We start from the raw sequence: 21,205 nt of genomic DNA on the forward strand, positions 1-21,205 counted from the left end.
AGCCGCCCTCCCTCTATTGAGCTTTCGTTCGAGTAATGGTTTTGGCTTTGATTTCTTCGGCGTAGCCCGCCAATCGTTCTTCATCTCCCTGAAACAGCTCGCATAGCCGGGTCGCGGCCTGGGCATCAACCTCATTTCCGGCCTGGCGCAACTGCTCTGCTATGCGCAAAAGTTCCACCGCCGACCATCGCAGATCCGACGCTACGCCTTGCAGGTCGCGCCGAAGTTCTTGTTCAGATTCGTTAAGCCACATGATGACCTCCTGGCAGTCTCCGCTACAAAATAGTAGTCCCATTTCGACGGCGGGGCGGATGTGTTCGTCTGATCCAGCGAGATTGCCTTTTGTCGGGAATATGAAGGCAAATCATCAGATTTGCTGTCGAAGGGGGGGAGTGACTTTTCGCTAGGGTGAGGCGCCAAATGACGACTACCGATGATTTTAGATTTCACGCTCATGAGCTGATGGTTGATTTGGACGCGGCCACCACGGAAATGATGAAACTGATTTCCGCTCATCAGCTGAGCGGCCCGGAATGGGAGCGGGTCACTCGATGGCAGCATGAAGCGTATGAGCGATGGATGACTTATCTGAACGAGCGGTCCTATCCGGATCCGGGCGAAAACAATGCCGTCCCCTGAAATGTGTGTGCAGCGGATGGATGTCTGGACGCCGACGCGTTACATTTCCATTTTTTCAGGATAAGGAAGCGTCATGCGGATGTTCCTAGGGGGAGTTGGGCTGGCGCTGCTGGCAGGTTGTTCATTGCCCGCGTCCCTGGTGCCAGGTGAGCCAAATGTCAGCAAGTACAGTGACAAGACACCAAAAGACTATGCCGCGTGCGTTCTGCCCGCCTGGCAGAAAGAAATCCCCAAAACGGCTCAAGTTTCCATTTCCAACGGCTACAGAATCACTGCGCCCAGCATCATCACGGCGGATGAAATTGTCGACGTCGTGAAGTACAAGGATGGCAGCCATATATCGCTGTATCAGGGGCCGCCCTGGGCGAAATCAACCGTGATGCGCAAGGCCGTGCGGGACTGTTTGTAGGATCGGTCGGAGGCAGTGTTGTTTTGGGATAGCGTTCGGTTCTATGGTTTACCTTAAAAATAGTATGGATATTTAAGGGGTTAGAAGATTTAGTAACTGAATGGTGAATCAAAACATCTTGTTACAAGGCGAAATATTAAGTAATATTCGCTCCGCGTTCACCACCACGGTTTATGCATTTTTAAATCCCGGGCGTCCATCAGCTGCCTGGGATTTTTTTTGCCTGAAATTCAGCGTTGCTATCGCATTCCCTATCGCGAAATGATCCCGTGATCGATGGCGTATTTGACCAGGATCGCACGCCTGATGTTCGGCATGCCTGACTACGACAATCCTGTAGGAGCGAGCTCGCTCCTACGGTAGTTGACTTCGTTGCAGCGCTGGGAGCCGGTTAAGGTTTGGGGTGAACAATCGCAAGTAAATGACTGTTTGCATTGGGTAAGACTATGCTTTACTTATGTTCGTTTACCCCCTGATCAAATAACCATAGTGATCGCATGAACCCATCAGTGAAGCGTGCAACGGCCTTAGCGTTATATCCCGAGGATTCCCGTGAAGCGGCTGCGTTACTCAAGCAGGCGGTGCCGCTGATGGTTCGTCACAATATTCCGCCGAATCCGGTGCACTACGCGCTCTGGTACACCTACAGCAAAGGTGCGGACCCCGAACTTAATCGCCACCTTGATCGAGTGGTGAGGGACTTTGAAAGTTTCCCGCCTGAGTCGGCCACCAAGCTGTTTCGCGAGTACATCATTCGCGACGAGCTGGAAGATGCCCGGGTAGGGCAACAGCAAGCGATCAATCTGGTCGACGGCATGGAGCGGGATGTCTCGCGTAGTGTAAATGGCAGCCTCAACTACCAGAACAGCCTGGGACATTGTCTCGAAATGCTTGATGGTCCAGTTGAGAAGAGCCTTCCCAATATTCTCAATGAGCTGCAACAAAGCACTCAGCTGATGCAGGATCAGCAGGCGCTTTTTCTGTTCCAGCTGCGTGCCGCTCAAAATGAGATCAAAACCCTGCGCGAAAAACTGGAGCAGACCAGTCTGGCTGCCACGCTGGATGGCCTGACCCAACTGCTGAACAGAAATACCTTCAACCGCGTGTTGGAGCAGGCAATCAGCAAAGCGCCGAAAAAAGTGGCGCTGGTCATGCTGGATATTGATCACTTCAAGCAATTCAATGACGAGTACGGCCATCCGTTGGGCGATCGTGTCCTTGAGCATGTCGGTCAGGTGCTGCGCAATTCACTGCCGCCCGAAGCCGTAGCGGCGCGCTATGGGGGTGAAGAGTTCTGTGTGATCCTGCAAGAGTGCGCGGATCTCGACAGCGCCCGTACATTTGCTGAACAGCTGCGCCTGAAAATTCAGTCGCTGCGGATCAAGGCGCGAGGAACCGACACGGTGCTCGACACAATATCGGCGTCCTTCGGAGTGGCCATTTCCAAATCCGGTGACACACTGGAAAGCCTCCTGACCCGTGCCGATGATGCGCTCTACCTGGCCAAGCGCAATGGACGCAATCGAGTGCAGTGACCTTTCAACGCAGTTCTTGCCTGAAACGACGAAGCCCTGAATAGTCAGGGCTTTGTCGTATAAAAATCGGGTCGGACTGCGTTCACGTCGACGACAAACCTCTCATCCGAGCAGGTCTTCTTTCTCACCCAAGGGTGATGATTGACTGGCGCATTCGCGTAGCCAGTTCATAAAAGCCAGTAATCGTTTGGGGATAGTCGCGAGCGGCGGGTGTACCAAATAATAATCGTAGTGGCCTGATCGGCTGAATCCGGCGAGGGGCAGAACGAGTTCGCCGCGATCAACCCGCTTCTGTACCAGTTGTTGACGGCCAATCGCGATACCGGCGTGGTTCATGGCCGCCGTCACACTCAAATCCGAGCGATCGAAGGTCAAGGTGCGTTTGGGAAGTGACGCGAGCAGGTTGTGCTGCTCTGCCCAGAGCGTCCACTCGGCATCATAGGCCGCATGATCCCAGGCCAGGGAGTCATGCAACGTGGTGCAGTGCCTTAAGTTCTCCGGGTTTTCCTGCAGACGATGGCGTCGCGCGTAGTCAGGACTGCACACGGGGGCCAGTTGCTCTCGCATCAATCGGTGGCTGGTCAGCCCGGGAAATTCGCCATTGGCGTAGTACAAGGCCAAATCAATTTTGCGGGTTCGAAAGTCGACGTTGTCATTACCTACCCGCAGATCCAGTGAGACCAATGGGTAACGATCAACAAAGTCCGCCAGCCTGGGAACCAGCCAGCATTGGGCCACTGAGGGCCTTACGTAGAGCGCGATGGAACCGGCAATTTCCGCCTGTGACGATTGCTCAAGGGCCTCGGACAATTCGCCCATCGCATACTGGAGTATTTCGAAGATGCGTTCGCCTTCGTCAGTCAGGCTGACCTGGCGGGTCAGGCGCTGGAACAACTTCATCGCCAACGCGGTTTCCAGCCGACTGATGCGGTGGCTTACGGCGCTGGCGGTTAAACACAGTTCCTGCGCCGCACGGGCGAAGCTCAGGTGACGCGCCGCCACCAAAAAGGTGTGAAGGTTGGCGAACTGGCTGCTGTTGAGCCGGGAACTGATACGAGGAGGGAGGTTGAGCACGACAGTTTTTCCTCAAGCCCAAAAGCCACCCTGCGTTGTACGCAGGGTTAGCGGTCAAACGTACCGGAGGTGGCAAGGCATTCATCTTGCCACATCCGGTTTTGCGCTGACATCGGCGAGTCTGCGCTGCACTCAGGCTGCTCAGGTGCCTGTTGGCCTGATCAACCCTTGGCCAGCAATTCACGACCCTTGGCCAGATAAGCGTCCATCTCGTCCCCCGGCACCATGTTGCCGCCTGTAGCCCAAACCAAATGGGTGGCTCGCGCCATGGCTTGGTTGTCCAGGCCCGCGCGAGCCAGGTAGCCTTGCTGGTCGGCATGGACTCTGGCAATGCCGGGCACGCCGGCGAGCGCGGAGGGCTCAAGGCGAACACCCTCGCTGCGCTCCATCAGTGCCAGCAAGCTGTACATTTCGTCGTCGCTGACGGTGAAGAAACCATCAAGCAAGCGCTGCATGGCCTTGCCGACAAAACCCGAAGCGCGCCCGACGGCCAGGCCGTCAGCGGCCGTCACGTTGTCAATGCCGAAGTCTTGCACGCTCACTTCGTCGTGCAATCCGGTATAGACGCCCAGCATCATGCAGGGCGAGTGGGTGGGCTCGGCGAAGATGCAGTGGACCGCGTCACCGAAGGCCAGCTTCAGGCCGAAGGCTACGCCGCCAGGCGCGCCACCCACGCCGCAGGGCAGATAAACAAACAATGGATGTTGCGCATCGACGGTGATGTTGGCTGCTGCCAATTGCTTTTTCAGGCGCTCGGCGGCCACCGAGTAGCCCAGGAACAGGTTGACCGAGTTTTCATCGTCCACAAAATGGCAGGCTGGATCGGACTCCGCTTGCTTGCGGCCTTGCGCAACGGCCACGCTGTAATCGGAGGAGTACTCAATCACCGTAACGCCGTGTGAGCGCAACTTGTCTTTCTTCCATTGCCGCGCATCCGCCGACATGTGCACGGTCACCTGGAAGCCCAACGCCGCCCCCATGATGCCGATGGACATGCCGAGGTTGCCGGTCGAGCCGACGGCTATTTTGTATTGGCCGAAAAACGCCCGCGCTTGATCGCTGTCCAGCACGGCGTAGTCGTCATCAAGGGTCAGCAGATTTCCGGCCAACGCCAGGTCTTCGGCATGCTTGAGCACTTCATAGATACCCCCGCGCGCCTTGATCGACCCCGAAATGGGTAGATGGCTGTCCCGCTTGAGCCACAGCGCTCCTTGCAATACCCGACCGTAGCGCTCGCTGAGCAATTGCTGCAGTTTTGGCACCGACAGAATGTCCGACTCGATTATGCCGCCACTGCATTGCGTTTCCGGAAACGCACGTCTGAGGTAAGAAGCAAAACGCGTCAGTCGAGCGCTGGCGTCGGCTACGTCTGCGGCCGTCAACCCCACATCGCTCATCGATTCCGCGACCGGCGCCACGGCAGGATTAAACCAAGTGGTTTCTTGCAGCGCGACCAGATCGCGAATCAAGGGGTAGCTGGCGTACCAGCTTTCAAGTGTTCTTCCCAAAATCATAACGTGGTCTCTTTAAACAATCAGGCTGAAAAATACGGGTGGATTCAAACAAAACACGACAGCAGCAGGGTCAGTCCCAGCGCGACCAGCGAAGCCAATACGGTGGCCAAGGTGAATTTCTTCAAGGCTTCGGCGAGCGAGACACCCAAGTATTCCTTGACCACCCAGAAGGCGGAGTCCGTCACATGGGTCCAGCCAATGGCGCCGGCGCCGATGGCAATGCAGATGATTTCCTTACTCACGGTTGGATGAGCGCTCAGCATTGGCATCACCATGCCCGCGGCGCTGATCATCGCCACCGTCGCCGAACCGACGGCGAAGTGCATCAATCCGGCCACCAACCACGCCAGGACGATGGGGTTCATATGCAATTGGGTCAACGTATCGGCCAGCACGTTACCCACGCCGCTGTCGACCAGGATGCCGTTGAATGCGCCACCCGCACCGATGATCAGCAGAATGCTGGCCAGTGGCGGAAAACTCTTTTGTGTGTGCGCGAGCAAGTCAGGCATGGATAAGCCGCGGCGCAGGCCCAGCGCCCAGTAAGCGAATACCACGGCAATGGACAGGGCGATCAGCGGCGTTCCCAGGAACGAAATAACACTGAATATCCCCGAGTCATGAGCCCGGCCGGCCGAGAGGCTCTTCCCTACCATCAGCAGTAGTGGCAGCAGAATAGTCAGCAGCGTCAAGCCAAGGCTTGGCAAGTCCCGGGTCATGCTGTCGTCGCAATGTTCGTCCAGAAAAGCTTCTTGAGTGGCAGGCGCTTCAGTCTTGCAGACCAGCTTGATCCACAGCGGCCCGGCAATAATGGCCGTCGGCAGCGCGACAATGAGGCCGTACACAATCACCTTGCCGACATCGGCGCCCAGCATCCCAGTGATCGCCATAGCGGCAGGGTGCGGGGGCAACATGCAATGAACGGCCATCAGCGACACGGCCAGGGGCACGCCCAGGTACAGAAGGTTGATCCTGGTCTCTTTCGCGACCACATAGATCAGCGGAATCAGCAGGACGAATCCAACTTCGAAGAACACGGGGATGCCCGCAATAAACCCGACGAGCATCATGGCCCATGACGCACGCTCTTTTCCCAACGCGCTCAATAGCGTCTGGGCGATGCGCTCCGCGCCACCGGATTCTTCCAGCATTTTGCCGAGTATGCCGCCAAGGCCAATGATCGTTGCGAGGAACCCCAGTGTTCCACCGACACCTTTTTCATAAGCAGTGACCAGTTGCGCCAGTGGCATGCCTGAACCGATACCCACCACAAAACTCGCCGCGGTCAAGGCCAGGAAGGCGTGGACGCGAACTTTGACGATTAGAAAAACGATCAGAAGGATGGCGCAAAACAACACCAGCAATAGAGTAGGACCGCTGTGCATGGGATCTCCTGGAAGAGCTTTTATTGTTGAAATTAGTGACCGGGATCACTCGGCTTTCCGGCATTAGAGGCCACGGCACAGGGCCTGACAAAGGATGGATTATCAAGGTACAGATGACATGGGATCATCTATGAGGGGGCGTGGGACACCAGGCACTCAAACACCGCTAAAGTCATCTTGATGAACGCTTCGTTTTGGTCGATTGCGGCCAGGTCGCCTCGTGTCGGCGACTTCACCTGATCCTCACAGCTCAACCCAGATTGTGAGTTCCATGATGGCCGCTTCAAGGATGAGTCGATTTTCGTTGACCTTAAGCAGCAGTGAAGGGAGTAGTGAATACCGTTCTCAGTCTCTCCTCGATACCGATGAGTACAGGATGAAAATATGAGTAGCGAACGTTCAAACACCAACGCTGAGCCTTTTCGTATTCCACGCACGATCTGGGCTCTTGGCTTTGTCAGCCTGTTCATGGATCTATCATCCGAGCTGGTACACAGTTTACTGCCTGTGTTTTTGGTCACTACATTGGGGGCCAGTGCATTGGCTGTCGGAGTGATCGAGGGTGTTGCCGAATCGACCGCCATGCTCGTCAAGATATTTTCCGGTGCGATCAGCGACTTCATTGGCCGGCGCAAAGGATTGCTGCTGCTTGGATATGGTTTAGCCGCTCTGACCAAACCACTTTTTCCTCTGGCTCACTCGGTTGAAGTGGTCTTTACCGCACGCTTTCTGGATCGAATTGGCAAAGGCATTCGTGGGGCGCCACGAGACGCTCTGGTCGCAGATGTGGCTCCGCCGGAAATCCGTGGTGCCTGTTTTGGACTGCGCCAGTCGATGGATACCGTCGGGGCTGTTTTTGGCCCTGCGCTGGCCATCGTGCTCATGTTATGGCTCGCCGATATACAGCTTGTCCTGTGGTTCGCAGTGATTCCGGCAGCCGTGGCGGTGGCACTCATTGTCACCGGAGTAAAAGAGCCGACTCATCTCCCCGGCGAACACACATTTCGATCTCCCATTCATTGGAGAGTCCTTCACGACTTCTCCCGCGGGTATTGGTGGGTCGTCATAATCGGAGGGGTGTTTACGCTTGCTCGTTTCAGCGAGGCGTTTCTGGTATTACGAGCGCAACAGATAGGCCTGTCGATCACCTGGACTCCGCTGGTGATGGTGGTGATGTCCCTTCTGTATGCACTGTCCGCTTATCCTGCAGGCTGGTTATCCGATCGCATCAGTCGCAGCAAACTGCTCTGCTTGGGGATGGGGTTGCTCGTCCTGGCGGATCTGGTACTTGCTCAATCCAGTTCTGTCATCACGATGATGCTGGGCGTTGCCTTGTGGGGGCTTCATATGGGATTTAGCCAAGGCATTCTTGCCTCGCTGGTAGCCGATACATCTCCCACGGAACTCAAGGGCACGGCATTCGGCATTTTCAATCTTGTCAGTGGGATATGCATGCTGATCGCCAGCGTTGTTGCAGGCTGGCTCTGGCAAAGCATTGGCTCAGACAGCACGTTCCTCACGGGTGCACTGCTTGCTACAACAGCTCTGTTGTTACTGTTATTCAAGAAGCAGTAAGTGCGGGCAATCTTGCGGGACGCCGTGTCTGGAGCGGCCATGTCGCCTTTCACGGGCGCAGGACACGCGGCCGATCCATGGCAGGAGAGCTTGGTGACGGCAGGTTTTGCGAGCGTTGGGGTTGCCATCATCGTTGCAGCAGTGCTGATGCTCTGGGGGCTGCGCCAACTACCGTCCGCTCAGTAAGTGAGTCGTGGTGATCCATTCCATGTAGTTCCCAGGCCCGCTACTCACCCTTCTCGGCATTCAGGATGGTCAGTTGTCTGTGCTTATGGTCGCCGCCACCTTGCGATGGGTAATCCACTCGTTGATGGCAGACATCACCGCTTTCTCGCGCCCGACAAAACCATGGGGGCTGAAGGCTTCGCAGGCATCACCTCGCGGATTCTTGCTGCCCTCAACCGTGAGCAGCGGAATGTTTTTCTTGCGCTCGACAATACTGGAGTAGCGAGTGACATGGCACGGGTCGTCCTTATTGTGCACGAACAGCTGCGGCACCTTCGCTTGTGACCAGTCGAAGGACGCCATAACGGCGCCGTGAGTATTTGCCCCGCTTGGGTCGGTGAAGGTTGAGGTGTGAATAGCCCCGTCGATCTGTCCACCGAGATTGCGTGCCAGGAATGAGCTTGAGACTGTGCCGTAACTGGTTCCCAGAATATAAACCTTCTGTGCGCCAAACTCTTTTCGTACCGCTGCGATAACGTCGCTGACATCCGCTGCCTGTTCGGCGGAAGAGCGGTAGCGGTCATCGCAAGAAGACAACTTATCCATCGGGCAATCGACCATCACCGTGAAGTTACTGTCGTTGTTCAAAAAGCGCCGGGCCCGAATCACAAAATTCCCGCTCAGGTCATAGGTGATATTCCCGCCTGCGTTCTTCAAATTGAGCACCCCGGGGTAACCGGGAAACAACAGGATTGCTGTAGTGGGCATCTCGCCCTTGCGCTTATCCACCAATATATTCAGTACGCTGCCGCGCTTGAGGGGGACTGCATGGAACGTCTCGATCAGGCCTTCAGCGGCCTTGGCTTCATCTGCCCGAGCGGCTGGGTTCAAGAGCAATAGCAGGCAGCTGAGCATTAGGACGTAGCGGCAGGGCATGATGAACTCCAGCGTCGATCCAGGCAGGGGGGCTCTTTGTTTACTGCTTGCCTATGGAGGGCAGTGGTTTGAACTTACTGGAGGTATAGCAGAGCGAGAGACTCATGGTGATGTCGTGGTGCAAGCTCCTGCAGCCATGATTTTGAAAAAATAGAGGTGCCGCAGCACCTCTATTGTTCAACTACCTGGCCGAGCCGGGAATGAACTCACTGATGCAGTACGAAAGTCGCCAGGGTTTGCAGATCGTCCGGGCTTAACTGCGTGAAAGGCGGCATTGGGATATTCCCCCATTTGCCGGTACCGCCGTGCTGAATGCTGGCCATTACCTTGGCCAGTGCCTGCGGGTCATTGGCATACTTGGCAGCCACATCGTGATAGGCCGGGCCTACGACCTTATGATCGATTGCGTGGCAGGACAGGCAGGTGTTGCTCTGCAGCAAGGCCATGGCGTCGACTTTGGCGACAGGCACCGCCGGGGTTTGGACGGCCGATGGGTTCGAGGCAGCCTGCACATCGGCATCGCTCGCATGGGCACTACCGTAGGTAGCCGCAAGGTAGGCGCCGATGATGCTCACATCCCGATCGCTGATCGGAGCACCATACACATGCTGCATCTTGCTCGCTTCCCCAGTCCACTGCGCCAGGCTCATGCCGGGAGGCTGGAAGTTGATGTAATCGGCGGAATGGCAGGTGGAGCACTTCTGTTGAGCCAATGGGTACCCGGGCAGAGCACTGGGCCTGAGCACAGCCGTTTCGGGCGGCAATGTGATGGATAGTGGCGCGGCACTAGCCATGGCGGCCAAACAAACCTGAGCCGCGCACAGCAAGGTGGTCATACGTTTCATGCGGGGCCCCCTCAGGCGATGGTCACGTGGCTGGTTTCTATGACATGGCGGCGGTAGCCACCGGGGTTCCAGTCGGCTCGCAGTGGCTGCGTCTCGCCCGCACGGTTACTGGCGCGCACCATCAGCTGTGTAGCGCCCTTGCTGGTAAAGGTGACCGGCAGCGTCCACTCGCGGAAGGAAAAACGCCCAAGATCCACCCCAAGCCTGGCTTCGCGCCAACTTTGTCCACCGTCGATTGACACTTCCACCTTGTTGACCCCAACGCCGCCGTCGAACGCAATGCCCTTGAGCTCCACGTCCTTTTTAAGCGGCAACACATCGCCGTGTTTGACGTTGGTGATGAAGCTGCGTACCGGCATCTTGGAAATCGGCTGCGTTTGCGCCGCAGTGGTGCCAGGGGCGACGCAGAAACAATCGTTGTCCGGAACGCGATAACCTTTAGCCATGAAGAAACCGTCGTAGGTGTGGTCGACGACTTCGATCTCACTCAGGTGCTTGACCCAGTACGTGCCGAAATAGCCCGGCACCACCAGACGTATCGGGTAACCGTTGAGGAATGGCAGGTCGGTACCGTTCATCGACCAGGCGATCATGGGCTCGCCGTCCATGGCATGGCTGATGTCCAGGGCCTTGATGAACTCGGGTGTGCTCGGCAGCACTGGCTTATCGAGCCCACGGAATGTCACTTGCTTGGCGTCGGCTTTCACACCTGCCTTTTCCAAAACCGCCTTGAGCGGTACCCCCACCCAGCGGGCATTACCCATTGAACCATTGCCCAACTGAGCACCGAACACGCGCGGCATCGAGAAGCCACGGCTGTTACCCGAACACTGATTGACGGCCACCACTTCTACCGGTTCGGCCAGAGACTTGAGTTCTGCAAGGGAAAGTGACAGCGGTGTGTTGACCGAGCCCTTGATCGTCAGACGGTAACTGTCCGGATCGATGCTGGTAGGGATATTGGCTAGATGGTAACGCACAAAAAAAGCGTCATTCGGCGTGATGGGCCCTTCGTTGAAGATGGGGAATGGCGTCTCAAGGTGCGGCGGGCGGGTGGTCACCAGGGTCAACGGTCGTTTTTGCGGGTATTGCACCAGCGGCCGTGGCCCGGCAGCAAAGGTCACTTCTTCCGGTGTTTCGTCGGCTGCTTTGGCAAGGTTTGCCAATGGAGAAGCTGTCAAAGCCAGTGCGAAGGCATCGCGTAGAACGCGCCGGCGGCTCGGGTTGCCGTTATCAACAAGACTGAACTTCATGCTGTTCTCACTTTGATTTTTTTTATTGAGATGTATCTCACAGCACCCACATACCCCAATGGGGAGGAGAGGCATCCGACGTAGCGTGTAAATGGATTTTCAATTAACTGACCGACTTCGATTAGGCAGCCAGTATCGTCACGCGCAAAGCGACTGCTTTTCATTGAACGTCAGTGACTTAGCATTTGATGACAGGCGGCGCCGACAGGTTAGGTATAGCCAACTAATGACTGACCGGGCATAAGTTGCGCCGGGCTCTCTTTCTGGATCAGGGGATGATAGGCATTAACAAGCCCGCTCAATGGCGGGCAGGGATCAGACCAGTCGGGGAGGGCGTGGCCCAGAAACGAAAGAGCCCGGCATCAAGCCGGGCTCTTTATACACGTGGCCAAATCCCTTTGGCTGACCGCATTGTGCCGGGTCGGTGTGACGAAGGAATGACAGGGAGGCCGAATGTCGCGTGACTGTCAGGCATTTTGGCGATGCTCAGGCAATACGCCTAGGCTCAAGCAAGATCTCACCAGTAACCAAAAGACGAGGTGCAGCATGCGACTGAAAAGCTGGAGTTACACGTTTATGGCTCTTTTTCTATCAGGCTGCGCGTCTTCTGGAGGCTACGTTATCAAGCCAGTAACACCTTCAGCTGTAGCGCTGGATGATAATCAAGTCCGCAGCACCTTGATTGGAAACAAATTAAATAACATTGGAACCTCTGGCCGCCCTTACACATTGAGTTTTAACGCCGACGGGACCGAAATTTTTGAAATGTCAGGCAACCCGCCAGAAACAGAGCGTTGGACCGTCAAAGATGGAGTGATTTGTTTTACTTCTGCCAAAAACCCAAAAGAGTGCTATCGGCTTAAAAAAGATATGGAAGACTACTGGTTGGTGCATCCAGATACTGGGGCGGTCCACTATCACTACACCCTTACCCCCCAATAAGTGGAGAGCGAACGGGTATAGCCAGTCACATCGAATCGCAGGCAAAGAAAAGCCCGCACGGGGCGGGCTGTTTTTTTCACACTGGGCGCTGATCCGTCAGCTGAAGTCAGTGTAGACGGTGCTTGCAGAGGCGCAAGTCAGAAACGGAAAGTCTGGCAAGTGAGGCGATACCCTGGAGGTCACGTATCCGCCTTTCAATGAGTCCATGGCAGGTCCTCAATGAAGCGTCACAACCCTGCGACTTTCGCCAATCCTGATCCGGTCCAGCGCCCGGTTTAGAGAGTCCAGGGCATCAAGGAGGGCTTTCGCCTCGGCCTCTCGACCATCTCCCCATAGGCGCTCGGCCATTTTATTCAGGGCTTGGATAGATCTTTCAATGTCTGCAGCGGTTGCTGTAGTGGTGTCTGTCGGTCGCTTCTTTGGCATGGTCAAAAATCTGAAAATTCGGCAGGGTAGGGCTCAACGGCCTCGGCCAACGCGCCGACGGCAACCTAGCTAATAACAGGGTAGGACTCGACCACGCCGCACGCATGCGCTCATCACGCGAGATTGTCGAGCTGGTCGACTCTCGGCATGACAGCGTGAAGCGGACCATCGAAGGCTTGGCCGAAATAATAGTTGCACACTCAAGGCCCCCGGTTCGACTACCACACGAATGGTACAAGACGATACCGGACCCGTTTCAGGTATGCGGTATAACCGGACAGATTCCTGGCAAGGAAGCGTTCCTCGTCAATGAGTCGCCATATCAGAAATGGCATCATTGCGGCGATTGGGACAAACCCCCAATAGGAGCCTAGCGCTAGCGGTGTGCCAAGAAGGTACAGGGATGCGCTCGCGTACATAGGGTGGCGAACGATTGCATAGGGCCCGGTCGAAATAACCTGCTGATTCTCCGCGACCTCGATCGTTGCTGAAGCGAACGTGTTTTCTTGATACACGAGGAAAATGAGATAAAAACCAATCGCAACAAGCGCATCTCCGGTCATAACACCTGCGAGTGGCAGGGTGGACCAACCCAAGCGGTGGTCAAACGCTGGCACGACAAGAAGGGCTATAAACGCGATTGACGTACACAGCATGATGAACTTCTGAGCGGGTTGCTGTTCCGCCGCCGGACCGCCGCTCATCCGACGCTCAAGAAGCGCCGGGTCCTTTCGCATGAGATAGAACGTAATGAGGACCGATGCGCCTGTGAAGATCAACAAGTACGCCCACGCTTCCCAATAATGAGCGGTCCCCGCGGGGACGAACAGCAGAAGGCTCATCACAACGGCGAGCACGGCAAGTGCCAGCCATGCCCTCGTATTAAGGTTTTTCATAGCAATCCTCCAAGGTGATTTCAGCGTAGCAGCAGGAAATCCAGGGGGGAGGAGGGGGGCTTTTAGACAATGCACGCTGCTCAGATACTCAAACAACTTGGCCGCTTCCGGCGCCAGTTGGGTCTGACTGCTGACCCCCACGAACAAAGTGCGATGAGCCCAGTCATCAGTCAAATCGACAGTCTGAATTCGGCATAGGCGATTACTCGGCGGATGAGGGCATCGCAGCAGTGGCAGTTCTGGTTCGCGTTATTGCCATGTAGTGGGTTACAGCGTTTCTGGTGATCCTGTAATACCGCCAGGGGCTATGTGTCTGCGCTTTTCAGTTACCATTGCGTCTCTAGGAATAGATAGCGACTACTCGCAAGCGTTGCACATGGAAGGGAATCAATAACATGGATGGTGTGCGTTCTGTACAAGTTATCGCCGTGAGCGGCGGAAAGGGCGGCGTCGGCAAGACGACTGTGGCTGTGAATCTTTCATTGGCGCTGGCGAAGCTTGGAAGGCGAGTCGTATTGCTTGATGGCGATCTTGGCTTGGCGAGTATCGATGTCCTGTTGGGGCTCTCCCCGCAGTACACGCTTGCCGATTTAATCGAAGGTCGCTGTGAGCTATCCGATGTACTTTTGCGCGGTCCGGGCGGGATACGAATCGTCCCCGCGGCTTCAGGCATCCTGAGCATGGTGCATTTGTCTCCGGCTCAGCATGCAGGCCTGATCCAGGCCTTCAGTGAAATCGGTGACAGTCTCGATGTGCTGGTGATTGACACCGCTGCGGGCATCGGCTCGTCGGTGGTCAGTCTCGTCCGGGCGGCCCACGAAGTCTTACTGGTGGTCTGCGACGAACCGACCTCGATCACCGATGCCTACGCACTGATCAAACTGCTTAATCGTGATTACGGAATGGACCGTTTCCGGGTGCTGGTCAATATGGCGCAGAGCCCGAAGGAAGGTCCCGCCCTGTTCGCTAAATTGGCCAAAGTCACCGATCGCTTCCTCGACGTAACCCTGCAGTATGTGGGAGCGGTTCCGTACGATGAATGTGCGCGTAGGGCCGTGCGGAAGCAGCGAGCAGTCTACGAACACTTTCCGCGCTCCAAGTGCGCCCAAGCATTTCAGGAAATCGCTTTAAAGGTCGACGCTTGGCCTTTGCTGGATACCCCCAGAGGGCATATGGAGTTCTTCGTTGACCGACTCGTCCATAATTCGAGAAGGTGACATTTCTCTCCCTATATTGTTCGGCAACATCACGTTCAAGGACGGGCGAATTGAACAGGGCAATTTTGACACCTGTCGTGTGACCAAATAAGCCTGCGGAGCTGCTTCCGCATAGCTGGGCGCCGTTACGCAACCTGTAAGGCCATTTGATTACGGTGGTACATATCCAATCGTTATTAGACCGTCTATCCGAAGAACGTCTGGATTTGTATAGACGACTAAAATTTAGAGGGGGATTACTTCAACGCGCCTTTGTTAGGCGGGAGGTTTCTCGATGAAAATCGAATCTTCGCTGGCGTTGATGGTAGCGGTAGGGTGGATCTCCGTGGCTGGTGCAACCCAGGAGCAGATCGACACCGTTCCCTTGAACGCAACTATTTACAATACCGGGCATATCGCTCAGGCCATTCTAACCCCCATGAACAGTAGTGAGACGAAGCTCACATTGCTCGTGGGTGGTATACCCCAGGGCACTGTAATGCCGGCGCACTTGTATACCTATATCTACTCGGGAGGCTGTACCAGGCATGAGCTGAAACCAGCCTATTCACTCAACAATCTAATTACTGACATCTTCAACCACCATGCGGTAATCCGATTCCAGAAGACTGTGCCTCTGGGTTACGACACTCTGCGTTCCGGCCATTACGCGTTGGTGGTGCAGGCAAGCCCGGCGGATGGCAATCAAGATATTTTCTGCGGTGACCTTATCTAAGATCCTCCCCTTGCTTCCACGCAAAAGCGTGGGAGCGGGGAACGAGAAAGCGTGTTGGCCGAACGCTTAGTGCGCCAGTTAAAGCTGGCGGAGGATAGTCGATGAAAGTTCGATACTGGTAAGAAATGGCGAATCAACCAGACCCCAAGTCATGCATGTTGCACAGTGAGGTGCAGGGTGAAGCGTTGACAGGGCAAACCGCTGGGCCAGCCATACAGCCGTGTAATCAGGAATCCGGGATGCCGATGTTGTTAAGCGAAGCACAAGGCAATACGGAGCATGGCGTTATACGCCAGTCATGCTCTGATCCCGCGCGGTCGGAGACCTTGTGCAGGTCGGGAAGTCCTTCGCACAGATACTGGGAGGTCTCAGCGGTGCCCGGTGCGCAAGTACCGGGCGGAGCAGGAAAGGCCAAAAGCCGTAACCCTGCTGTCCACGTTGCTGAGAAGTCGAATACGTCCGTAGTACCTGAGAAGCCATCGAACAAAGGGCGTGGCCCTGCGGAGATAGTGGAGGAAAGGGACGTAGCCAAGTGGAACACCGACATGCCCCCCGTGCCCCGGACACTGAGCCGGATCAGTTGCGCGTCGATAGGACTTGAAGGTGTACGTGAAGCAGCCCAAAGGAACAAGGGGAAGCAGTTTACGGCGGCCAACCATGTGAGTTGAGCAGTTGAGTCACTGTCAGTCGGAACCAAGGTGTGGAAGACGTCCGTTTTTTTAAATTATCGTTCTGATAGTAGAATTAAATACTGTATAAAGAATTGAGCAGGATAAACGGCCTGCTCAGTCACGCCCCATAAAAACAAAAACGGTAACCACCATGTCATTCCTGAAAGGCCTCTCCATCGGTGCCAAGCTTCTCGTGCTGCCCGGGCTATTTGTGCTCGCTCTACTGGTTGTCTCGGCTATGGCCTACTACGGGCTGGCCAAGCAACATGCGGTAATCGAAGAAATCGACCAGTTGCGCTTCCAGCAGTATCGCCAAGTGTTGGAAACCTCGGCCGCCTCGCAGGCGGCGATGGTCGGCGCCTATGCCACAGGCGCGCGCATCCTTGAATCCAGTGGGCAAGCTTCCGCTGAAGAGTTGGAGTCCTATCTTGAGGATATGCAGGGCAGCGTCGACGACATGCGTGCCGGGTTGGACAAGGTGGCCCGCGAGACACGCCTGGGCGAGGAAGAGAAGGCTCTCTATCAGGCGGTGCAGGAGCAGGCTGCCGTGGTCGGGGAGGGCCTTGCCGAATTCAAGCGCACCGCCTTGAGCGACCAGATACAAGCTGCCTCGCTGCTGGGCCGGGTGCGCGCCGACAACAATGGTCTGCAAGGTCAATTCAACCGCCTGCTGGGCCTGCAGGCGGAGCTGACCTCTGGCGCCTTTGCCGAGGCCGGCGCCATGCAACGCCAGGTGTCACGGATGCTTGTCGCGGTACTGCTGGGCGCCAGCGCTCTGGCTATTTTGGTTAGTCTACTATTGCGTGCGCAGATTATCCGACCCATCCGGGAGATTGAACAGGCGTCGATCGACTTGCGAGATGGTGATCTGACCCGGCGCGTGCGCGTCATGGGGCGAGACGAGGTTGCCCACACGGCTCAGGCATTCAACGAACTCATTGATAGCTTCCAGCAGGCAATGCGCAAGGTTGCCAGAGTCGCGGCATCGGTCGGCGCCTCGGCCGAGGAGCTGGTGGGCACCTCGGCGCGCGTGGCCGAAAGCTCCACGGCACAGGCCGGCGCGGTGGGCGCGGTTTCAATGACAATCGAGCAGATGAGCGACGGGATTGCGGCGATCTCCAGCCATGCTGAAAGCCTTCGTAGTTGTGCCGAGGCCAGCTTGCGCGGTACAGAGGACGGACACTTGGCGCTGTCGCGACTGCTCGAAAAAATCGACAGCGTGCGCCTTGCATTCTCGGCAATCCGCGGCTCGGTGGGCGATTTCGTCGAGAGCACCACGGCGATCACCGCCAGCATCGGTCAGGTCAAGGACCTCTCCGCGCAGACCAGCATGCTGGCGCTCAACGCGGCGATCGAGGCGGCGCGGGCAGGTGAGAGCGGACGCGGCTTCAGCGTGGTGGCCGACGAAGTGCGTAACCTTGCACAACGCTCCGCGCTGGCAGCCAACTCGATCAACCAGTTGACGGTGAAGCTGGAGAGTCAGTCCGAGGTCGTCGACGAAGCTCTGCGCGCCGGCACGGTAGCATTGGACGATAGTGGCCGACTGCTGAGTGAGTTGGAAAGTACCCTGCAGCAGGCAGCGGAATTGGTCGGCGATTCCACGCGCGAGGTGGACCGGATTGCCGATGCGGTGAGCGTGCAGAGCGAGGGCGGGCGCGGCATCGTGTTGAACGTCGAGCACATCTCCCGAATGGCTGGCGAGGGTGATGCGATCACTCATCAGGTGTCGAGAGCCGTGGTTTCTTTGCGCGAGCTGTCCGATGAGCTGAACCTGGCGGTGGGACGCTTCCGCTTCGAGACTTGATCGAACCTAGGCTGATTACTGGGGTGTGCTTTTTTGAGTCTTCGGCGTCCTGAATATCAGCAGCAGCGGTATGACGCCAATGGATAACCACATCAGCAACTTGAAGTCATCCAGGTAAGCCACCCAGCTGGCCTGCACGGTGATCATGCTGTCCAGCGCCGCACGTCCACCGGCGGTCAATGGATTGAGCAGGCCGCTCACTGGCCAGGCATCGAACAGCCGATTGAACGGCGTAATGTTCGCACCGATTTCGGCATGATTGATCTGGGTGTTCTGTGCCAGCAGCACCGTCACGATTGAGATGCCAACGCTGGAGCCGACGTTGCGTGACAAATTGTACAAGCCGGTGGCGTCACCACGTAAATTCGGGGGCAGGGTGCTAAAGGCAATGGTAGTCAGTGGGACGAACAACAGGCCCAGGCTCGCGCCCTGGACAAAGCCAACGTAGACGATAGTGTTGATGGACACTGCCGGCGTCCAGCCGGTCATCATGTACATCGACCAGGCAGACAGCACCAGACCGCAAAACAATATCCAGCGAATATCGACTTTGCCGATGATCTTTCCGGCAAGGAACATACTGAGCATTGTCCCCAGGCCGCGCGGCCCCATGACCATGCCAGCCGTGAGCACCGGGTAGCCCATCAGGGTTTGCAGGTAGGGTGTCATTAGCGCCAGTGACGCCAGGTAGGTGATACCAATGATGAAGATAAATACCACCGCCACCGAGTAATTGCGGTCCTTGAACAGTTTCAGGCTGATAAAGGGCTTGTCGTGGGTGAAGGTGTGGACGATGAAAATATACGAAGCGACAGCGGCTACCAGCGCCTCCAGGAGGATTTCCCCAGAGTCGAACCAGCCTAGTTGTTCGCCGCGGTCGAGGAATAATTGAATCGACATAATGGCCACACTGAGCGTACCAAAGCCCAGCCAGTCCAGGCGTGCGGCTTTGTCGGCCGGGGTTTCCCGAATGAAGCGGGTCATGCCGATAAAGGCCAGTAATCCGATAGGCAAGTTGATGAAAAACACCCAGCGCCAGCTAAGGTGCTCTGTTAACCAGCCACCGAGCATCGGCCCCAGCACGGGACCGACCATGACTGATACCCCGAACAAGGCCACTGCCGAGCCTCGGTCTTTCTGCGGGTAAATATCCAGAAGTATGCCTTGCGACAGTGGCACCAATGCCGCCCCTGCCAGCCCTTGCAGCAGGCGAAACAGGATGATTTCTTCCAGGGAACGGGCGATGCCACAGAGCACCGACGCCAAGACAAAACCAAAGATTGACCATAGCAACACACGCTTGCGACCGAAGCGCCGGGCAAGGAACGCCGAGGGCGGCGTCATGATGGCGGTGGCGACGATGTAGGAGGTCAGCACCCAGTTAATCTGATCGGCGCTGGCCGATACGCTGCCCTGCATATAGGGCAGGGCGACGTTGGCGATGGTGGTGTCCAGAGCCTGCATGACCACTGCCAACACCACACACAATGTGATCAGCAACCGCAGCGGCGAGGGTGGCAGTGGCCCGGTCACTTCACTCATGATGGCGTGCGAACAGGTTTGCCAGCGGTTTCGGCAGACCACGGGCGGTGCCGGTATCGATATCAACCACGGCGCTCATACCATGGCGCAGCGCGGGTTTACCACCAGCATCGTCGATACGGATCCGTACTGGAATGCGCTGTACAACCTTCACCCAGTTACCCGTGGTGTTCTGTGCCGGCAATAGCGAAAAGCTTGAACTGGAAGCCGGGCTGATGCTTTCCACGGTGCCATGCCAGGTCACACCGGGGTAGGTGTCCACTTCAATGGTTACGCCTTGGCCAATGTGAATGTTGGTCAGTTCGGTTTCTTTCGGTGACGCGGCCACCCACAGGTGTTCGCTGGACACCAGGCTGAAACCCGATTGTGGCGGTTGCAGGTACGCACCCACTTGCAACGAGTCAACGTTGGTCACGATGCCGTCGAAGGGGGCTGTCACCACGGAGTTGCGCAGATTACGTTCGGCTTCATTCAATGCGGCTAGCGCTTGCAGGTAGGAGGGATGCAGCTCCAGAGGTCTGTCCAGCCGCCCTCCTAGTTGGGCCAGCGCCGCGGCAGCCTGGGCCTTGGCTACCGACACCTGCTGACGGGTATTGTCGAGGTCCTGGTGGGCGTCGTCGTAGATTGTCTTAGATACGGCGGCAACGCTGACCAGCTTTTCCAGCCGTTGGAGATTGGTCTGGTAAAAGGGCAGCTTGGTTTCAGCTTGGGTGATCTCGGCCAGCGATTGGTTGTAGCTGGCCTTGAGGTAAAGGATCTGGTTGCGTGCGCTTTCCAGCTGCGCCTTGGCGCGGGCCAGGGCGATTTCAAAGGGTTCTGGCTTGAGTCGGAACAACACTTGGCCCTTGCTCACGGCTTGGTTGTCATGCACTTCAATGGCCGCGACTATCCCGGCCACATCGGTAGATACCCCCACTCGTTCTGCCTGGATATACGCATTGTCGGTGCTCACGATCTGGCCTCCAAATACATACCAGGCGGCACATACCGCGACGGCGATGGGTGCCAGCAGAAACATGCCGATGCGCCAGCGTTGGCGTGCCGGGGCAGTCGGTTTTTGAGCCGGGCTATCAGGGGCCGGAGCTTCGGGTGCCGACACTTGAGGTTTTTCCAGTGGCTCGAGCGGTCTGGCTTCAGCGTGCACGGCAGGTCGCTGCAATGTTGGCTCAGCCATGCTTCACCTCGCCCGCCACACAGACTGCGGATTCATCCACGGGTTGACCGCAGGCAGTCAGCAAGTGTTCACGCATACGTTCGAGGTACTGCAGCAATTGGTCGTGCTCCTGGATGGAGAAATTCGTCATGGTTTCCAGTCGGGTTTGCTCGCCGATGGTGCGCATGAATTGCAACAGCGGATGGGCGGCCGGGGTGAGAAATAATAAGGAGTAACGGCGGTCGGTGGGGTGGTTGCGGCGCTCAATCAGGCCGCGCTCCTGCATTTTGTCCAGCAAGCGGACCAGCGTGACTGACTCGATTTCCAGCAAGTCAGCCAATCCTTTTTGGTGGATACCCTCATGAATGGAAAGCTTGGCCAGGACTTGCCATTGAGAGCGCGTGAGACCGGCTGCGCGAGCCCATTGTTCAAAGCGTTTACGCATCAAACGGGCAACGTCATGGAGGACAAAGCCGAGGGTGGATTGGGTCATCGTCAGCGCACCTTGG

21 protein-coding genes and 1 pseudogene are annotated in these 21,205 nt (G+C 56.6%); 9 read left to right on the plus strand and 13 right to left on the minus strand.

Annotation, left to right across the window (positions count from 1 at the left end):
• Positions 1 to 13: 13 nt before the first annotated feature.
• Complete coding sequence (locus AC1MDT_RS04575; RefSeq protein ID WP_480420897.1) at positions 14 to 253, minus strand: hypothetical protein; 240 nt, start codon at positions 251 to 253, stop codon at positions 14 to 16.
• 167 nt (positions 254 to 420) lie between these two features.
• Here AC1MDT_RS04575 and AC1MDT_RS04580 point away from each other — a divergent pair, with 167 nt between their 5' ends.
• From AC1MDT_RS04580 to AC1MDT_RS04590, 3 genes are all read left to right on the plus strand, one after another.
• Positions 421 to 639 (plus strand): hypothetical protein, encoded by a 219-nt coding sequence (locus AC1MDT_RS04580; RefSeq protein ID WP_480420898.1) that lies wholly within the window; start codon positions 421 to 423, stop codon positions 637 to 639.
• Between the two features lie 73 nt (positions 640 to 712).
• Entirely contained in the window at positions 713 to 1,048 is a 336-nt protein-coding gene (locus AC1MDT_RS04585) for a hypothetical protein (RefSeq protein ID WP_480420899.1), read from the plus strand.
• Between the two features lie 497 nt (positions 1,049 to 1,545).
• Positions 1,546 to 2,583 (plus strand): GGDEF domain-containing protein, encoded by a 1,038-nt coding sequence (locus AC1MDT_RS04590; RefSeq protein ID WP_480420900.1) that lies wholly within the window; start codon positions 1,546 to 1,548, stop codon positions 2,581 to 2,583.
• A gap of 102 nt (positions 2,584 to 2,685) precedes the next feature.
• Here AC1MDT_RS04590 and dsdC read toward each other — a convergent pair whose 3' ends face one another.
• The 4 genes and pseudogenes from dsdC to AC1MDT_RS04610 form a co-directional block, all read right to left on the minus strand.
• Positions 2,686 to 3,657 (minus strand): DNA-binding transcriptional regulator DsdC, encoded by a 972-nt coding sequence (gene dsdC, locus AC1MDT_RS04595; protein WP_480420901.1) that lies wholly within the window; start codon positions 3,655 to 3,657, stop codon positions 2,686 to 2,688.
• 161 nt (positions 3,658 to 3,818) lie between these two features.
• Complete coding sequence (gene dsdA / locus AC1MDT_RS04600) at positions 3,819 to 5,171, minus strand: D-serine ammonia-lyase (protein WP_480420902.1); 1,353 nt, start codon at positions 5,169 to 5,171, stop codon at positions 3,819 to 3,821.
• Positions 5,172 to 5,215: 44 nt separating this feature from the next.
• Positions 5,216 to 6,556, minus strand: coding sequence for a GntT/GntP/DsdX family permease (locus AC1MDT_RS04605; RefSeq protein WP_480420903.1), 1,341 nt, complete (start codon positions 6,554 to 6,556; stop codon positions 5,216 to 5,218).
• A 128-nt stretch (positions 6,557 to 6,684) separates the two neighbouring features.
• A pseudogene (locus tag AC1MDT_RS04610) lies at positions 6,685 to 6,877 on the minus strand (hypothetical protein).
• A gap of 63 nt (positions 6,878 to 6,940) precedes the next feature.
• Between AC1MDT_RS04610 and AC1MDT_RS04615 the strand changes: the two are divergent.
• A complete protein-coding gene (locus tag AC1MDT_RS04615; RefSeq protein WP_480420904.1) occupies positions 6,941 to 8,131 on the plus strand; it encodes an MFS transporter in 1,191 nt (396 codons plus the stop codon).
• Positions 8,132 to 8,170: 39 nt separating this feature from the next.
• Positions 8,171 to 8,317, plus strand: a complete 147-nt coding sequence (locus AC1MDT_RS04620; protein ID WP_480420905.1) for a hypothetical protein — start codon at positions 8,171 to 8,173, stop codon at positions 8,315 to 8,317.
• Between the two features lie 69 nt (positions 8,318 to 8,386).
• On the opposite strand, the gene AC1MDT_RS04625 is transcribed toward AC1MDT_RS04620, so the two are convergent.
• From AC1MDT_RS04625 to sorA, 3 genes are all read right to left on the minus strand, one after another.
• The gene (locus tag AC1MDT_RS04625; RefSeq protein WP_480420906.1) at positions 8,387 to 9,232 is read right to left on the minus strand and encodes a serine aminopeptidase domain-containing protein; all 846 of its coding nucleotides are present in this window, start codon (positions 9,230 to 9,232) and stop codon (positions 8,387 to 8,389) included.
• A gap of 206 nt (positions 9,233 to 9,438) precedes the next feature.
• The gene (gene sorB / locus AC1MDT_RS04630; RefSeq protein WP_480420907.1) at positions 9,439 to 10,077 is read right to left on the minus strand and encodes a SorB family sulfite dehydrogenase c-type cytochrome subunit; all 639 of its coding nucleotides are present in this window, start codon (positions 10,075 to 10,077) and stop codon (positions 9,439 to 9,441) included.
• A gap of 11 nt (positions 10,078 to 10,088) precedes the next feature.
• Positions 10,089 to 11,330, minus strand: a complete 1,242-nt coding sequence (sorA, locus tag AC1MDT_RS04635) for a SorA family sulfite dehydrogenase catalytic subunit (RefSeq protein ID WP_480420908.1) — start codon at positions 11,328 to 11,330, stop codon at positions 10,089 to 10,091.
• 546 nt (positions 11,331 to 11,876) lie between these two features.
• Here sorA and AC1MDT_RS04640 point away from each other — a divergent pair.
• Entirely contained in the window at positions 11,877 to 12,272 is a 396-nt protein-coding gene (locus tag AC1MDT_RS04640; RefSeq protein WP_480420909.1) for a hypothetical protein, read from the plus strand.
• 216 nt (positions 12,273 to 12,488) lie between these two features.
• Here AC1MDT_RS04640 and AC1MDT_RS04645 read toward each other — a convergent pair whose 3' ends face one another.
• The gene (locus AC1MDT_RS04645) at positions 12,489 to 12,698 is read right to left on the minus strand and encodes a hypothetical protein (protein WP_480420910.1); all 210 of its coding nucleotides are present in this window, start codon (positions 12,696 to 12,698) and stop codon (positions 12,489 to 12,491) included.
• Between the two features lie 218 nt (positions 12,699 to 12,916).
• On the minus strand, positions 12,917 to 13,594 hold the full coding sequence (locus AC1MDT_RS04650) for a methyltransferase family protein (RefSeq protein ID WP_480420911.1): 678 nt from the start codon (positions 13,592 to 13,594) through the stop codon (positions 12,917 to 12,919).
• Positions 13,595 to 13,989: 395 nt separating this feature from the next.
• Between AC1MDT_RS04650 and AC1MDT_RS04655 the strand changes: the two genes are divergently transcribed.
• The 3 genes from AC1MDT_RS04655 to AC1MDT_RS04665 all read left to right on the plus strand — a co-directional run bounded on the left by AC1MDT_RS04655 (position 13,990) and on the right by AC1MDT_RS04665 (position 18,001).
• Positions 13,990 to 14,811: a MinD/ParA family protein gene (locus tag AC1MDT_RS04655; RefSeq protein WP_480420912.1), complete on the plus strand. Its 822-nt coding sequence runs from the start codon at positions 13,990 to 13,992 to the stop codon at positions 14,809 to 14,811.
• Positions 14,812 to 15,085: 274 nt separating this feature from the next.
• Positions 15,086 to 15,526 (plus strand): hypothetical protein, encoded by a 441-nt coding sequence (locus AC1MDT_RS04660; protein WP_480420913.1) that lies wholly within the window; start codon positions 15,086 to 15,088, stop codon positions 15,524 to 15,526.
• A gap of 822 nt (positions 15,527 to 16,348) precedes the next feature.
• On the plus strand, positions 16,349 to 18,001 hold the full coding sequence (locus AC1MDT_RS04665) for a methyl-accepting chemotaxis protein (protein ID WP_480420914.1): 1,653 nt from the start codon (positions 16,349 to 16,351) through the stop codon (positions 17,999 to 18,001).
• A gap of 15 nt (positions 18,002 to 18,016) precedes the next feature.
• On the opposite strand, the gene AC1MDT_RS04670 is transcribed toward AC1MDT_RS04665, so the two are convergent.
• From AC1MDT_RS04670 to AC1MDT_RS04680, 3 genes are read right to left on the minus strand one after another with little or no spacing between them, the layout of a single operon-like run.
• Positions 18,017 to 19,543 (minus strand): DHA2 family efflux MFS transporter permease subunit, encoded by a 1,527-nt coding sequence (locus tag AC1MDT_RS04670; protein ID WP_480420915.1) that lies wholly within the window; start codon positions 19,541 to 19,543, stop codon positions 18,017 to 18,019.
• Positions 19,536 to 20,717 (minus strand): HlyD family secretion protein, encoded by a 1,182-nt coding sequence (locus AC1MDT_RS04675; RefSeq protein WP_480420916.1) that lies wholly within the window; start codon positions 20,715 to 20,717, stop codon positions 19,536 to 19,538. The genes AC1MDT_RS04670 and AC1MDT_RS04675 overlap by 8 nt, the downstream gene beginning before the upstream one ends.
• Positions 20,710 to 21,189, minus strand: a complete 480-nt coding sequence (locus AC1MDT_RS04680) for a MarR family winged helix-turn-helix transcriptional regulator (protein ID WP_480420917.1) — start codon at positions 21,187 to 21,189, stop codon at positions 20,710 to 20,712. The genes AC1MDT_RS04675 and AC1MDT_RS04680 overlap by 8 nt, the downstream gene beginning before the upstream one ends.
• Between the last annotated feature and the right edge of the window lie 16 nt (positions 21,190 to 21,205).

Source organism: Pseudomonas sp. ASL7 (assembly GCF_056680375.1).